Annotated in this window: 10 protein-coding genes and 1 pseudogene; 5 read left to right on the forward strand and 6 right to left on the reverse strand. The window is 40.7% G+C overall.

All coding sequences use genetic code 11. The annotated features are described in order from the left end of the window. Positions 1-4: 4 nt before the first annotated feature. The 3 genes from RG963_RS11680 to RG963_RS11690 form a co-directional block, all read right to left on the reverse strand. Positions 5-718, reverse strand: a complete 714-nt coding sequence (locus RG963_RS11680) for an adenylate/guanylate cyclase domain-containing protein (RefSeq protein WP_310576457.1) — start codon at positions 716-718, stop codon at positions 5-7. 298 nt (positions 719-1,016) lie between these two features. Beyond that, the gene (locus tag RG963_RS11685; RefSeq protein WP_310576458.1) at positions 1,017-1,298 is read right to left on the reverse strand and encodes a hypothetical protein; all 282 of its coding nucleotides are present in this window, start codon (positions 1,296-1,298) and stop codon (positions 1,017-1,019) included. Between the two features lie 439 nt (positions 1,299-1,737). Then, positions 1,738-4,614 carry a cation-translocating P-type ATPase gene (locus tag RG963_RS11690; protein WP_310576459.1) on the reverse strand — a complete coding sequence of 959 codons (2,877 nt, stop codon included), beginning with the start codon at positions 4,612-4,614 and terminating at the stop codon, positions 1,738-1,740. A 1,102-nt stretch (positions 4,615-5,716) separates the two neighbouring features. On the opposite strand from RG963_RS11690, the gene RG963_RS11695 reads away from it, so the two are divergent. The 5 genes and pseudogenes from RG963_RS11695 to RG963_RS11715 all read left to right on the forward strand — a co-directional run bounded on the left by RG963_RS11695 (position 5,717) and on the right by RG963_RS11715 (position 10,883). Then, on the forward strand, positions 5,717-6,295 hold the full coding sequence (locus tag RG963_RS11695) for a helix-turn-helix domain-containing protein (RefSeq protein WP_310576460.1): 579 nt from the start codon (positions 5,717-5,719) through the stop codon (positions 6,293-6,295). A 104-nt stretch (positions 6,296-6,399) separates the two neighbouring features. Further along, positions 6,400-6,843, forward strand: coding sequence for an acyl-CoA thioesterase (locus tag RG963_RS11700; protein WP_310576461.1), 444 nt, complete (start codon positions 6,400-6,402; stop codon positions 6,841-6,843). A 108-nt stretch (positions 6,844-6,951) separates the two neighbouring features. Further along, on the forward strand, positions 6,952-8,604 hold the full coding sequence (locus RG963_RS11705) for an AMP-binding protein (RefSeq protein ID WP_310576466.1): 1,653 nt from the start codon (positions 6,952-6,954) through the stop codon (positions 8,602-8,604). An 853-nt stretch (positions 8,605-9,457) separates the two neighbouring features. Further along, positions 9,458-10,554 (forward strand): annotated as a pseudogene (locus RG963_RS11710) (IS1-like element ISMac25 family transposase). Positions 10,555-10,619: 65 nt separating this feature from the next. Then, complete coding sequence (locus tag RG963_RS11715; RefSeq protein ID WP_310576462.1) at positions 10,620-10,883, forward strand: transposase; 264 nt, start codon at positions 10,620-10,622, stop codon at positions 10,881-10,883. A 396-nt stretch (positions 10,884-11,279) separates the two neighbouring features. Here RG963_RS11715 and RG963_RS11720 read toward each other — a convergent pair whose 3' ends face one another. The 3 genes from RG963_RS11720 to RG963_RS11730 form a co-directional block, all read right to left on the reverse strand. Further along, positions 11,280-11,768 (reverse strand): DUF1269 domain-containing protein, encoded by a 489-nt coding sequence (locus RG963_RS11720; protein ID WP_310576463.1) that lies wholly within the window; start codon positions 11,766-11,768, stop codon positions 11,280-11,282. 1,208 nt (positions 11,769-12,976) lie between these two features. After that, positions 12,977-13,513, reverse strand: coding sequence for an LURP-one-related/scramblase family protein (locus tag RG963_RS11725; protein ID WP_310576464.1), 537 nt, complete (start codon positions 13,511-13,513; stop codon positions 12,977-12,979). A 100-nt stretch (positions 13,514-13,613) separates the two neighbouring features. Beyond that, positions 13,614-14,762, reverse strand: coding sequence for an iron-containing alcohol dehydrogenase (locus RG963_RS11730; protein WP_310576465.1), 1,149 nt, complete (start codon positions 14,760-14,762; stop codon positions 13,614-13,616). Positions 14,763-14,804 lie beyond the last annotated feature (42 nt).

A 14,804-nucleotide genomic window follows, 5' to 3' on the forward strand; every position in this document is an offset into this window, starting at 1 on the left:
ATATTCACTCTATTTTCCAAGGCCAACTGGTGCATTTGGATTTATGATCCTCTCCTTTCCATTTCACAGTTCCATTCATCCACCTGTCTACTTTTTCTCCATCTTCTTGCTCATAAAGAACCTCATCTTCTAAATTAACATATACATTTTCAGAAATTTCTACATGATTAGGATCCCCTGCTTGGTTGGCGATTGCAGTTGAATAGTTTACACATTTACCAATAAAAATTAAGTCATTGTTGTCACTATTTCTCGGGATGCCTGCTCTCATTATGTAAACATCACTCCAATCTATCCCGATTCCAAAATCAATTTTTCTATATTTCTCAAAATGGGGTGATAACTTATCATCTAGTAGCCATTTTGTTATCATTGCAGCTTTTACTGCATTCGATACTTCAGATTTATAATTCGCAGGCCAAAATGCTAATAATCCATCACCGTTAAAGCTTCTGATTTCACCGCCATTTTCTAAGACAACTTTGGCGGCAGCAGCAAGAAATGCTTTATGGATTTTTCCACATGTTTGCTTTTGATGGACTGTTAGTAATTCTGTTGATTTTCTTATATCGATGCAATAAGCACAAAGTTTCATCTTTTTAGCTTTCTTCCCAAAAGGTACATCTTCTATAGAGGGTATGCCTTTAGTTTCTGTTATTTCATAATCCCCATCTAGGTAATCCTTAACCGCGTTCTCTATTTCGTCGATGTATCGCATTATATTCCACCAATCTTCGTAAGCCTGAGATTAAGTAAAAATCTGTGGTATATAACCTTATTGAAAAGTTAATTTGTCAATGTGCTTTAATACCTCGAGCATAGCCGTTCATACACGTCTACTCCTGAGCCTCCTATGTACATATAGCAACAACTCATGCAGAGATTCATAGCCAATCGTATAGCCCACTCCTAGACAACTTATATCTCCTTAAGTATGGGAGGCCAGAAAAACGGGCACTGGATACGTCTAATTTGGTTAGCCGAATAATAACCTCAACATATCACGAGCACCTTGCTTAATATTCATCGGGTATCAGATGATAAACTGCGCCAGCCAATAGAATAGCAGGTATTAAGATAAGCAGTACATGAACGAAATTGACAAGCAATACAGTATTCTTCGTCGCTTGTGCAAAAGGTCCAGTATTTGGCATAGAAAGCATAAACGAGTTATTAACAGCTTGAAGTACTAAATCCAGCCAATAAAATTCATCAAGTGGAACCCCAATATATACCTCGATCATTAGTGTAGCACTGAAAGTTAAAACGGTACCCGCCCATTTCCAACCAATTTTCATATAGTAGAATTGATGTCAACGGCCATATTTTTTTCTAAAGTATTAAACGCCTGTATACATATTACTAGAAGCCACGCTAAGCCATGTAGCTAATCGTAGATATTACTTCTAGACATATTTATATCTCCCAGAGTATGGGAAGGCGCGTAAAACGGTTACGGTATATGTTGAATTTGGCGTGAGACCAAGCATATCCCGAAATAAACATTTAGAATTTACTTTTTGGTTTTCATCCTTCTATTTGTCCATTTACACACTTCGTGGTAAGTGTCTGCATCATCGATCCTTCTGTCATCGGGGGATGACCAAATACACCAGAAGATAGTGAAACGATTAAATTTACCAGAAAACTACACGATTACAATTACCAAAGTTGACTACAAAACTAATTGATTTACTCTCTATTCTACAGATCATGAAGACCTATCCGAGTATTCTGTTATATAAAAGAATTTTCTATTAGAGTATCACTTTCATGAGCAGACCTTATTCTTTTAAATATCTCCATTACAACGATAATAATGCCAGCGATTATTAGAAAAATTAGCCAGGTTTCAAATGAAACTGGACTTATACTCAGAAGTTTCTGCATGATAGACACATGCATGGCAGAGATATGGAATCCCTGCATCAGAACAACGCCTAAAACTAGAAAGTAATTATTCCTTAGAGGCACATGGAATGCGGAGCGGTATTCAGAACGGCAGTTAAATACATGGAAATTCTCAAAAAGTACCATCAAAAGTAGAAGAAGATTTCTTGCCCAATTTTCTTCATATCCTTCTCTAATTAACCATATCCAAATCGCAAAAGCTATGATACCAATAGTTATCCCTGAAATTAACGTCTGTTTTATCATCAAGTTATTAAAAATCCCTTCTTCAGGTTTCCTTGGCTTTCTGCGCATGGTTCCGGGTTCTCCTGCTTCAAAGGCCAGAGCTACTCCTTGGATTCCGTTTGTAACGAGGTTAAGCCAGAGAAGCTGCACTGCGATTAGTGGTATTGGGAGACCTGCAAAAATTGCGAATATGAAAAGGACAACTTCTGCAAGGCCAGTCGAGACAAGAAGATAGGTGACCTTTCTAATATTATCATAAGCTATTCTTCCTTCCTCAACACCTGCAACAATCGAAGAAAATGTGTCATCAGTTATAATCATAGATGATGTATCTTTGGCCACATCTGTTCCTGATCCCATTGCTACGCCAATATTCGCCCTCCTAAGGGCAGGAGCATCATTAACCCCGTCCCCTGTGACAGCGACAAAATGACCTTTCCTGACAAGAGCATCCACAATCTGCATCTTTTGTACTGGCGTTACCCTTGCAAAAACTCGTGCTTTATCGAGGGCATCAATACAGCATGGAAGTTCGGGGCCGCCAAGCTCTTCGATCTCTCTTCCAGTAATCATTTCGTCTTTCGAGTATGCTATTCCAAGTTCGCTGGCTATTGCAAGTGCAGTCTTCGGATGATCTCCTGTAATCATTATAACATCAATTCCAGCCTTTTTGCAAGTCTGGACTGCATCTTTGACATCAGGTCTCAATGGGTCTATAAACCCAGTGATGCCTAAAAACGTGAGCTCCGGCTTTACCGACTTGAGGTCAAAATCATCATTTATCCCCTCTGGAACCAAACCCTCAGCCACTACAAGTGAACGATAACCCTTTTCCATCAAGGAATTAAGTTCCCTGTTAAGTAAATCGGGATCAATTGGGATCACTCCTTCCAAAGAATTCATTTTTGTACAATATGGAAGGATGGCTTCCATAGCCCCTTTGACAGCTATTTTAGTAGATCCATTTTTATCCTGCCGATAATACACAGCAGCGTACATACGCTCGGATTCAAAAGGAACCTCAGCTACAACTTTAACCTCATTTCTAACTTTGTTAGGATTTATTCCTAGCTTGAATGCCAGAGCAAGAAATGCTACATCCATAGCGTCCCCATGGTGAACCCACTCTTTACTCTCCTGAAGAAGAGAACCTTCATTGCAAATCGTAGCCGCTATTACAAGCTTTTGCAATCCCTTCAATTCTTCAGTATCTGGGGAAACTCCATCTATTCTCTTTATCTCGCCTACAGGAAGATAACCTTCTCCTGAGATCTCAAAATAGCTTCCCGAGGGAAGCACTACTATTTTTGCTGTCTGTTGGTTTACTGTCAGAGTCCCGGTCTTATCGGTTGCTATTGTAGTGCAGCTCCCAAGACTCTCAACTGCAGAGAGACTACGGACAATTACATTTCGTTTAGCCATTCTTGTGGATGCAATCGAAAGTGCTACTGTAACCGCTACAGGTAGGCCTTCAGGAATTGCAGACACTATCAGAGCTATTGCAAGGAAGAAAACCTCCACAGGTGCAATCCCCTGTAAAAGGGCAACTGCACTCATCACTCCGCTTGCTGCAACCACGGCGATTCCTATTTTTTGGGAAAAATCTTCCATGCGTAAAAGTAGAGGCGGCTTTGCTGATTCTGTCTCTGTGACTGCACGTGCAATCATACCAACTTCCGTTCGACTGCCGGTTGCCGTTACAACTCCACAAGCGCGTCCTGTAATTACAGTACTCCCTGCATAAGCTATATTATGCCGATCGCTTGAAGGAGTATTTTCTTTGAGAACATTCGCAGTTTTCTCCACAGCAGCAGACTCGCCAGTGAGAAGTGACTCGTCGATAGTAAGGTTAGAGACATATAGGATACGTAGATCAGCAGGGATGCGACTTCCTGACTCAATTAGGACTACATCCCCTGGAACTATTTCCTCTGCCGAAATTTTTAACTCGGCTCCCTCCCTTCTGACCCGGGACATAATCTTTAAAATTGTCTGTAGTTGAGATGCACTCTTTTCAGCCTTCCATTCCTGAATAGTGCCAATTACGGCATTTATCACCACTACAAGAAAAATGAAACCTGCATCCCTTAAATCGTCTAGTAGGACTGAGATAACTCCTGCTATAATAAGGATGTAAATTAGAGGGCTTTTGAATTGATGAAGAATTATTTCTGTAATTCCCGGAGGCTTTTTTGTTGGAAGAATGTTTTTTCCATATTCCTGCAACCTTTTAGCTGCCTCTTCGGATTCCAGGCCCTTTGATGAGGTAACGAGTTTTTTAAATATCTCTTCAGTTTCTAGTGAATACCAGGGAGTGACAGTTGTGGTATGGTTTTTCGCATTATCCAGCTCTAAAGGAAGGGAATTACTATGATTTCCTTTTTTTCTTAAATCTTGGTGTTCTTTATTTTCATCAAGAGTATCTGGATCTTGTAAGAAAATACCTAATACCTCCTGAATATCTCTTTGGAAAGTCAAAGTTCAGGTAGACACTCTAATTTTCTCTTCATGGGCCCGTTTTACAAAATAAGTTGATCTCCTATTTACGACTGGCAAAGGCAGTTCTTTTCTAAAATATTTAATATTTTAAATCTAAGTGTGACTTAATTTGCTCAGCTTAGAATTCTGTATACCCTTTATTTTCTGAGTCCGATGTCTGTTCCATAGTTTTAGGTATACTTATAAGAAAAAAGTAACTCACCCTTATTTCCATCCCCATGGTATTCTCTATATTATATTAATCCCATTTTAATATATTAGGATTTTTGTGGCTGAACTCAGAAACAAGATTCCACAAAGCAATTAAATGAGTAAAATGAGTACTTTAGTTACTTCACCTGCAGGTCTAATTTTCCCTACTTATACTTTAGATTTCCAACTTTTTCTGTGCTAAGACTTATGGCCTTTGCTTCCTTTATAAGCGTTCGACCAGGTTCTTCTCGATGTTCCAGATCTGGAACGTCAGCATATAAGGATCAGACTTCTGGGATCTCTCTATTTTTCGCGTGTCTCCAACAATTGGTCTTCCACTAATTCTTAATTGATGTTTTCATGATCTAATTTAAATATGGATTTTGCTTGCGTTTATATACTTACACAGCAGGTTAGCTCCAGCAGTGTAAAAATTGCGGGAAAAAAAGAGCTGGAAACAGTATTTCGATTATTTTTGAATAATATCAATCAATAAATGATGGACTACCTAAAAAGTATTTAAACAAATATAATTTTGGCTTAACCTACCATATTCTATAGATAGTCCGAACAGTACATATATACATTCTCTTCTACGACATATTCTCACGGCACCAAGTCACCTGCACATTAAATTTGATATGGAAGCCAGAAAGCTTATATGTCACGAATTCCACAAATTATTTTAGAAGTTACTAAAATACTTTTTTAACTAATTATGTCAGTATGATTTCGATAGCTGGCGCTTTTTACTAGGTATAGCTATTTCAAAAACTTTTTTATAATAGATGGATGCAAAAGAGATAAGCCTGATAGGCTATCAAAAGGATTCTGGTTTACATTTTTCTGCCGGGTCCGCTACCTTAAAACAATTGTGAGGAAGGTTATAATGTCAGAAGAGAACCGTGTCGGTAGTAAGATACGCCAGCTTAGAGAAGCCCGGGATATGACCATTGAAGAACTGGCCGAAGCCAGCCAGAGCAGCGTGGAATTAATCCAGCAGCTAGAAGACGGAGCCTTGGTTCCGTCCTTAACACCTCTTTTAAAGATTGCCCGGGCTTTAGGCGTCCGCCTCGGTACCTTTCTGGACGATATGCCCCAGAGCGGTCCTGTAATTATCAGAGAAGGGCTGTCAGAGAATGTAGTCCGTTTTTCGGGGAAGACTGAGAGGCCTAAGAAAAGTGCTCTTGAGTTTTATTCCCTTGCCTCGGATAAAGCAGACCGCCACATGGAGCCTTTTATCATTGATATCCACCCTTCTCCCGAGGAAAGCCACAAGCTCTCTTCGCACGAAGGAGAGGAGTTTATTTATGTCCTGTCCGGGGAAATCGAGATCTTCTATGGAAAAGATGTCCAGAGGCTGAACGCCGGAGACAGCATTTACTATGACTCGATTATCCCGCATGATGTCCATGCAGCAGGAAAAGAGGATGCGAGAATTCTGGCTGTAGTTTATGCTCCTCTGTAAAGTCGCAGTCAGGTAGAAAAGAGATTAAGGACTTAATTTAAACTGGCGGAAAGTTCCAGATTTGAAAAAGTTAAATAAGCATTTGAGAGTTAAGGGAATCAAAAATGTTCAGTACAACTGTCAGTCCACGCTTTGGGGACATAGACGGGCTTGGGCATATAAATAATACTGTCCTCCCGGTATGGTTCGAAATAGGAAGAAACTCCATATTCCGGCTTTTTTCGCCGGATCTTGATCTTAGCCCTGATGTATGGCATCTGATCCTTGTCAGGACCGAGTTTGATTTCCTTCGCCAGATGTATTTCAGGTCTGATGTGGAGATCAGGACTTTTATTGCAAAGATAGGAAACAGTTCCTTTACTGTCGGACACGAGGCCTGGCAGGAAGGTGAACTCAAGGTAAGAGGTCAGGCAGTGCTGGTCTATTACGATTTCAAGCTCCAGAAAGCAATTCCTATTCCTGATCCTATCCGCGAAATTCTGAAAGAACATATGTTTTCTGCGATGGATACTGCTGAAATGGATACGGATTCCCCTTGCTCTATTTGAACGTACTTATGGGATGTCCGCAAATTGGGCTTTGAAGCATATGGAATATCTTTGCTTGTAAGCCGACAGTTTTTAAGAGTAGACCATTCAAACGAAGAGGTTGAAATCATGCATCTTATAGAAGACACTATAGGTGTGTTTTTTGAAAAACAGGTAGCTATAGACCCTGATCACGAGTTTATTATTTATCCGGACCGGAACCTGCGTTTTACTTACGGGCAGTTTAATGAAAGAGTCAATAACCTCGCAAAAGGGCTTCTTGGAATTGGAATAAAAAAGGGCGACCACGTTGGAATATGGGCAAAGAACGTTCCGGACTGGCTGACCTTCATGTTTGCCACGGCAAAGATTGGAGTAGTGCTTGTTACCGTAAATACGGCTTACAAAAGCCATGAAGTCGAGTACGTGATCAGCCAGTCAGACATGAAAGCTCTGGCTCTTATCGATGGTTTCAGGGACGTTGACTACCTGGAAATAATCTATGGGCTGGTTCCCGAACTTAGAAGTTCCGAGAGGGGACGCCTGAAAAGCAAAAACTTTCCCTGCCTGAAGAGCGTGATTTATGTAGGACAGGAAAAACACAGGGGCATGTACAACACAAATGAACTCATGCTCCTTGGTAGCCACTACCCTGATGACGAACTTAATGATATTATTCAAAGTGTAAACTGTGACGACGTTGTGAATATGCAGTATACTTCGGGAACTACCGGCTTCCCTAAAGGAGTCATGCTGACCCACAAAAATGTTCTGAATAATGGGCTTTCTATAGGGGACCGTCAGAATTTCACATACAAAGACCGGCTCTGCTTTCCTGTACCGCTTTTCCACTGTTTCGGGATCGTGCTGGGAGTTATGGCCATCCTAACCCACCGGGCAACGCTTGTTATGCTCGAAATTTTTGATCCATTGCTGGTGCTTGCTGCGGTCCAGAAGGAGAAATGTACGGCTCTTTACGGCGTACCCACGATGTTTATTGCCGAGTACACTCATCCAATGTTTGATATGTTCGACTTGTCTTCTCTCCGCACCGGGATAATGGCCGGTTCGACCTGTCCCGTAGAAGCCATGAAGAAAGTCGTAAAGGATATGCACTGTCACCAGATCACCAGTGTCTACGGGCTCACAGAAGCTTCTCCAGGTATGACCCAGACTACAGTTGATGACCCTGTTGAACTCAGGGTTGAGACTGTAGGAAAGTCTTTCCCGGGCGTTGACGTCAGGGTGGTTGACCCCGCAACAAACGAGCCCTTGCCTCCGAATACTGTGGGAGAGCTTTGCTGCCGCGGGTATAATATTATGAAAGGCTATTACAAAATGCCTGAAGAAACGAAAAAAGTGATTGACGCCAGTGGCTGGCTTCACAGCGGAGACCTTGGAACCTGTGACGAAAACGGTTACTACAGGATTACAGGTCGCATAAAGGATATGATCATTCGAGGAGGGGAAAATATTTATCCTCGGGAAATTGAGGAGTTCCTGCATGCCATGCCCGGAGTCAAAGATGCCCAGGTTGTGGGCATTCCTGACAAGAAATACGGGGAAATCGTGGGAGCTTTTGTGATTCTCGAAAAAGACGCGGATATTGCAGAAGCGGATATAAGGGACTACGCAGTAAGCAAAATCGCTCGCTACAAGGTACCAAAGCATATTTTTATCATAGCTGAGTATCCACTAACTGCAAGCGGCAAGATCCAGAAGTATAAGCTCAGGGAACTGGCCATGGAGCTTATTAACAGGCAAGAGAAAAACAGCAGTTAATTCAATATTATCGGCATTAGGTCGATATTATTTTTTATTATTTTTTATCGATTAACTCTTTTGCTTTAAAATTTAAAGCCATTAAAAAATTAGGTGTCATGCTATTTTAAAGACCAATTATATTTTTGCACAATATTGAAAAATGTTCCCTTATCCAAAAGTTTACAAGAATACAAAAACAAAAGGTAATTGAATATTTAACGTAATCTATTATATATACAATTTCAGCATTAGAAGGATGTAATTGTAAGAGAAACGCAATAGTGCACTTTTGTGCATAATGTATGGGGAGTTTTTTGTAGGGGTTTCACCGATTGAGAGCCAAGGGATCACAATTAAAGGCTCTCAATCAATCATTACAACCAATAAAGCCAAGTGGATCTCTGCATTGTTTCTCTTGCAATTATGCGAAGAATATGTGGGAGTATTCTTCAAAGGGGGGTTTCACCGATTGAGAGCCCAAGGGTCATCAAATGGGGCTCTCAATCATTAACTCAATATTTTTTTAGCTTTTAGTATAACTTATTAACTTTTAACATAATTTATAAACTATTAGCAGAACTTATTAATTCAGGTAGAAGTTGTAATCAAGATAATTTTTCTCCCAATTGAACTTCACTTTTCGAGTTTTCCCCAACCCTGAGCTTTACTGAAATCTTTCAAACAATCAATTTATCAGTGCTATCCTATTTAAGTCCTTTGATGAGTCACTTTTGTCAATGAACGTGTTTCAAAATTATACATAATTTTATTTAATATTATATGCCCAACAAATACAGATCTTACATAACTGTCGATGGTCAATTTGTATTTGATTGAGGTTATAATAGTTTAATTTGTATAATATTATGTTATGGGGAAAAGAGGTCCAAAACTACAATTCACTAACGTTTCCTGTTCGAACAAAGACTGTGAGCTCTATGGTCTTATTGATCAAGACAATGTTGTTGGAAATGGAACTTACATAAGCCGTGGAGAAAAAACAAGAAGATATATTTGCCGTCATTGCGGCAAAGCTTTTTGTGACCATACAGACACTTTCCATTATGATCTTCGCAAAGATGAGAAAATAATCCTTTTAGCTTTAAAAATGTCTATGAAAGGAATGAGCATTGAAAGCCATTGCCGATGTTTTAGAGGTACAACCTGCTAGTGTGAAGCGATGGTTGGCTCGTGCAGCTGAACAATGCGATAAAGTAAATGACGTTATGATGAAGAATCTGGACGTTCCAAAGATAGAAATGGACGAACTATGGGTGAACATCAAAAAAATAGTTCCACGAATGAAAGATTATGAAGATGATGGGCCGTGGATGTGGGTAGCTTTTGTACCAGGTTGTAGGCTAATACTTGACTTTGTAATAGGTCCAAGAAAACAGTATGTTGCAGACAAGTTGGTTGAGTTAGTTAATAAACGTCTTTCTGATAAAATTCCTGTTTTTGTCACAGATGGACTGAATTTTTATAGAGAAGCTATTTTGAAACAATTTGGAGTTTTGAGAAACTTTCCAAGTACTGGTAAAAGAGGAAGACCAAAGAAACCAAAAATCGTTCCCTCTGATGATTTAAGGTATGCGCAGGTAGTCAAAAAAAGAAAAAATGGGGTACTTGAGAAAGTCGAGAAGAAGACCATCTTTGGAGAAGATATTGAACAAAGCGAAATCTCAACAACTTTACTTGAAAGACAAAACTTGACTTTTAGACAGGATAACAACAGAGTTTCAAGGAAAACAATAGGGTTTTCAAAAATGAAAGAATGGTTAGAGTATCAAATGAAGTTATATTGTACGCATTTTAACTTCTGTAGAGGTCATAGAGGATTAAGATACAAAGATGAAAGAGAGGTTGAATGGCAAAAATACACCGGCAAGAGAGGCAGGGATTATTGAGTCAAACTGGACTTTAAGGGAACTATTGACATTTAGGTGTTTTAAAATATCAAACGTATAACGATGGACCATCTAACTGTCTGGAAACGATTAAAACGGTGGTCTGAAAAAGGTATTTGGGATATTATGATACTCGGTTCTCTTAGAGATGATTCTTATCAGCGAAGACATATCTCTCCTGGCATTGTTGCAGTGGATAGCAGTTTTGTAGATGCAAAAAAAGGAGAAACTGTCTATTATAATGGATTCAAAAAGAGAAAAGGAATTAAGATTCATGCAGCTGTAATTTCGGAAGGTCTTCCATTAGGCATAATTATTGGTCCTGGAGCAGAATATGATCCTTATAGATTTGCAGAAACTGTTGGAGCAATAAATCAGGACCGGATATAAACTAATAACAGGACCTGAAGAAATAGTAGATGATTCAATTTACGCTGATGCGCAAGTATGAGAATACCTGCTCAGTAGAAGAATAAAAGCTTCGACTCCAGAAAACAAAAGAAACAGAAAGAAGAGAAAAAGAGGAAGACCTAAAAGATTTAGCAAAGGATCCTGGGATAAAAGATCAGCAGTAGAAAGGTTCTTTTCAGGAATCAAGACGGCATTTAGAAGAATTATCATAATGTATGAAAGGTTGGATAAAATATCCAGAGTGTTAGTGGTAATAGTAACGTATTTCATTTACTGGAAAAAGCTACATGAGCAATTTTGAAACGAGCCCTCCTAAAAACTGAAATGGTTTCCAGAGAGTAAACTCCCTGGTGAAACCTTATTTTATTGCCTGGGTTATTCTTCGGCAAAAGCTGCACGTAGCTTTTCCTCTTCTGCTTTGGACATGTTAGAAGCAATAAGTTCAAAATTTAACTGCTTCATGGCTTCAAGAACTCTATCTTCCACTGCATCGCTGGTCATAAGGAAGAGGGCTGAAGTGCCTTCGGTTACTTTGCTGCGGATTGTCCGGATAAACTCATCATCAATGCCGATATCGGTCATTGAACCTGTCAGTGCACCTATAGCAGCCCCTACTGCCAGACCAATTATAGGAACAAAAAAGATCAGGCCGAATAGCATGCCCCAAAAAGCACCACTCAATGCCCCTGCACCTTTCAGGTCATGCAATTGCTCGGTCTTTGGCTTCTTTTTTCCCTCAGGCCAGGTAACAATAGCCGCATCATGCAGGTTGATCAGCTTTTGCTTGCTCAAATCTTTTATCACGTCAAGCGCCTTTGCAGCACCATCTGCGGTTTCAAACTTCAGAACTGTTAAAGTTGCCATTACTAAATCTCCTCCTTTATTTACGAATTTAGTTTGTCGGTTACTTCATAACGGTTCTCGGGACTTAGTTTCACTGTGGCTATGAGCTGTTTATCTCGAACCCTGGAAGAATTTCGTTTTGGCCATCACAAGGTATTTTTCGCCTGTCAGTGCCGAATTCCCTGAAACTTAACGTATCTGGCTCAAGCCAGCCTTATTCCGAAGGAGAAATTGCTCATTTAGCGCTTTCTTTTTAATCCATATCTCTTCGGACTGGCTGGTGAAATATACATGATATCCGAATGAAAATGCCAGAAAAGGTATTCTATGCCGTACCCGACCAAGCAAGGTGTTATTAACTCCCCTACAATACAGAACCGCAAGACATACGCCTGGATCGCGATTCAAGAATTGTAGTTGTATACTACAATTTTTATGTATATTATTTTATACATGCCATTATATCTTATTGTGTTTGGTTCATCAGGGATTTGCAAATTACTATGTCAGCCTATATCCTCATCAGCCGAAGTTTTAATTTTCTCTTCCTGCTCTCCGCTTTTTTAACTATATTTTTTATCTTCAGTCTGCTCTATCAATTTGGCCATCCAGTTTGGCTCCTCAAAGTTCTCAAGTATCATCTTCACAACCAGTGTAAGCGGCATGGAGAGCAGCACACCCGCGGTCCCAAGTACATAATTCCATTAGATAAGAACAAGAAACAAAAAGACTGGGGATAATTGCAGGTCTTTTCCCATAAGTAAAATAAAATGGACATTTTCTGCAAGCCCCTCAACAAAGCTAACAGCAATGACTTCAAGAGCACATAAAGCCCATATTCAAAAAGCGCAAGCACTATGGAAGAAACAGAAACTATAATAAGACCAATATAGGGCTAATAACTTAGCAGGAATAAGGTGCTCAGTGTACCTGGGATCCTTTTTCGCTTGAGCCAGCGGACGAGTGGGGTAAAAATCAGTGTGGCGAAGATGAGAATGAAAAAGCTGTGAGGATTGGTGCGATCCCCCGAATTCCCATAGTCAGGATAACAGCAAAAGTACTGCACACTAAAATTTTCACCGTTACCGAATTGCTCTTCATGTCCATGCTTTGCAACTCCTTAAGTCTAAGCCGTTTATTATGCGGCAGGCATCTGCGGAACTATAAAAGAAGAATTCCGTGCCATTAAGTTAATGAGCACGAAAATAAGTCTCAATAATTTTTCCTATTCAGTCTTCGTGCGCCATTTGATCGATCGCCGTCGTAATTGCCAGAATAAGCGCATTATCCTGTCCTGGCTCGATTTCCACTCCATAGGTATCCCGGACGCGGAACCACTTTTTCGAGACTTCTGCAATTTGCTCTCCTTCAACATCAATACGGTACTCATGATCCAGAATATCGCCCCGAATATCCATGTCATTTCCATCCGGAACTTCAACTTTCCACCTGTCCCGCAGAATGGTGATAAGAGCTTTTTTGACTGTTGCAGCGATACCGTCGTCAGGTTTTATTATATCCATAGTATCCCTGAGCTTGAGCAATCTCTCCTGAATTTTATAAAGATCCCTCCCCTGTGCATCCTTGAAAATCAGCGTGTCACGCAGGCGAAATGCCTTGCCATCCACATAGAAAGCTTTCTCCCCTTTTTCATCCTCAATCCAGTAGTCTTCTCCGATGGAGAGCAGTTCCTGCGTCATACGATAAACGTGTCTGTCTTCGTCCCTGCGGCCACCAGAGCCGCCTTCTGTTCTTATTCCGGTCATGATTCCTCTCTTTAAAATTTGGATTCAGAAGCACCAGCATTTAATTGCAGCATTTGGGATTTTTAGATTTAAGGTGGTCTTTCCGACCATCTCTGTCCAATCACATGGCTTTCCTGTAAATCTCGATAATATCTTCTTTTGAAAGTTCTCTGGGGTTTGTCAGGCGGCAAACATCCTGCATGGCATGCTCAGCCAGGAGTTCAAGGTCTTCTTCCCTTGCGCCGAGTTCTTTCAAGCCCGAGGGAATTCCGATATCAGATGCGATTTTTTTGATGGCATCTATTGCTCGGTCTGCAGCTTCTTCCGGGCTTAGCCCTTCAATTTTCTCTCCCATTGCCTTTGCAATATCGGCAAAGCGTTCAGGGCAGACCTGCTTGTTGTACATTTCCACATAGGGAAGGAGGATTGCATTGCAAACCCCATGCGGAAGGTCGTAAAGGCCACCTAGCTGGTGTGCCATGGAATGTACATAGCCCAGGCTTGCATTATTGAAGGCAATACCTGCAAGATACTCGGCATGTGCCATCATATCCCTTGTCCTGACGTCTTCTCCGTGGGCAACGGCTTCACGTAAATACTTTGAGATAAGATCTATAGCCTTGATAGCAGCCGCATCAGTTGTAGGTGTAGCCATAGTGGAAACATAAGCTTCAACTGCATGGGTTAAAGCGTCCATGCCGGTTGCAGCTGTAAGAGCCGGTGGCATACTTACCATCAATTCAGGATCATTAACTGCCACGTCAGGTGTGATGCGCGGATCAACTATTGCCATTTTGATGTGTCTCTTTGTATCCGTAATAATTGTAAAACTCGTCATCTCACTTGCAGTGCCAGCAGTTGTATTTACTGTGATAAGCGGAGGAATTCCTTTTGTAACTTTTCCGACACCTTCATAGTCATTTATCCTTCCGCCGTTCTTAGCCACAATGCCGATCGCTTTTGCGCAGTCCATCGGGCTTCCCCCTCCAACAGCAACGATAATATCACAGCTCTCTCTTTTGTAGACATCTGCTCCCTCCATAACCGAACTGTCAGTTGGGTTCGGTTCTGCCCCTGCAAAGATTGCTGCTTTCAGTCCTGCATTTTCAAGAATTTTCCTGATATCTCCTGCAAGTTCCTCTCCGTGTCTGCTTTTACCTGAAACGACCAGAGCTTTCGTGCCCCCAAGGTCTTTTGCCTGCCTGCCAATTCCGTTTACACAGCCAGCCCCCATAAGGGCTACTTTCGGGTTAAGATAGGTATATGTCATGGTTTCAACTCCCTTAATAGCAACTTTCAAATTTCATATTTT

This window comes from Methanosarcina baikalica (assembly GCF_031461075.1).
GTDB classification, from domain to species: Archaea; Halobacteriota; Methanosarcinia; order Methanosarcinales; family Methanosarcinaceae; genus Methanosarcina; species Methanosarcina baikalica.

What these genes read in the sequence shown, in the direction of transcription:
- RG963_RS11680 (WP_310576457.1), bottom strand. Translation starts at nt 718, where the DNA reads ATGCGATACATCGACGAAATAGAGAACGCGGTTAAGGATTACCTAGAT.
- RG963_RS11685 (WP_310576458.1), bottom strand. Translation starts at nt 1,298, where the DNA reads ATGAAAATTGGTTGGAAATGGGCGGGTACCGTTTTAACTTTCAGTGCT.
- RG963_RS11695 (WP_310576460.1), top strand. Translation starts at nt 5,717, where the DNA reads ATGTCAGAAGAGAACCGTGTCGGTAGTAAGATACGCCAGCTTAGAGAA.
- RG963_RS11700 (WP_310576461.1), top strand. Translation starts at nt 6,400, where the DNA reads ATGTTCAGTACAACTGTCAGTCCACGCTTTGGGGACATAGACGGGCTT.
- RG963_RS11705 (WP_310576466.1), top strand. Translation starts at nt 6,952, where the DNA reads ATGCATCTTATAGAAGACACTATAGGTGTGTTTTTTGAAAAACAGGTA.
- RG963_RS11715 (WP_310576462.1), top strand. Translation starts at nt 10,620, where the DNA reads ATGATACTCGGTTCTCTTAGAGATGATTCTTATCAGCGAAGACATATC.
- RG963_RS11720 (WP_310576463.1), bottom strand. Translation starts at nt 11,768, where the DNA reads ATGGCAACTTTAACAGTTCTGAAGTTTGAAACCGCAGATGGTGCTGCA.
- RG963_RS11725 (WP_310576464.1), bottom strand. Translation starts at nt 13,513, where the DNA reads ATGACCGGAATAAGAACAGAAGGCGGCTCTGGTGGCCGCAGGGACGAA.
- RG963_RS11730 (WP_310576465.1), bottom strand. Translation starts at nt 14,762, where the DNA reads ATGACATATACCTATCTTAACCCGAAAGTAGCCCTTATGGGGGCTGGC.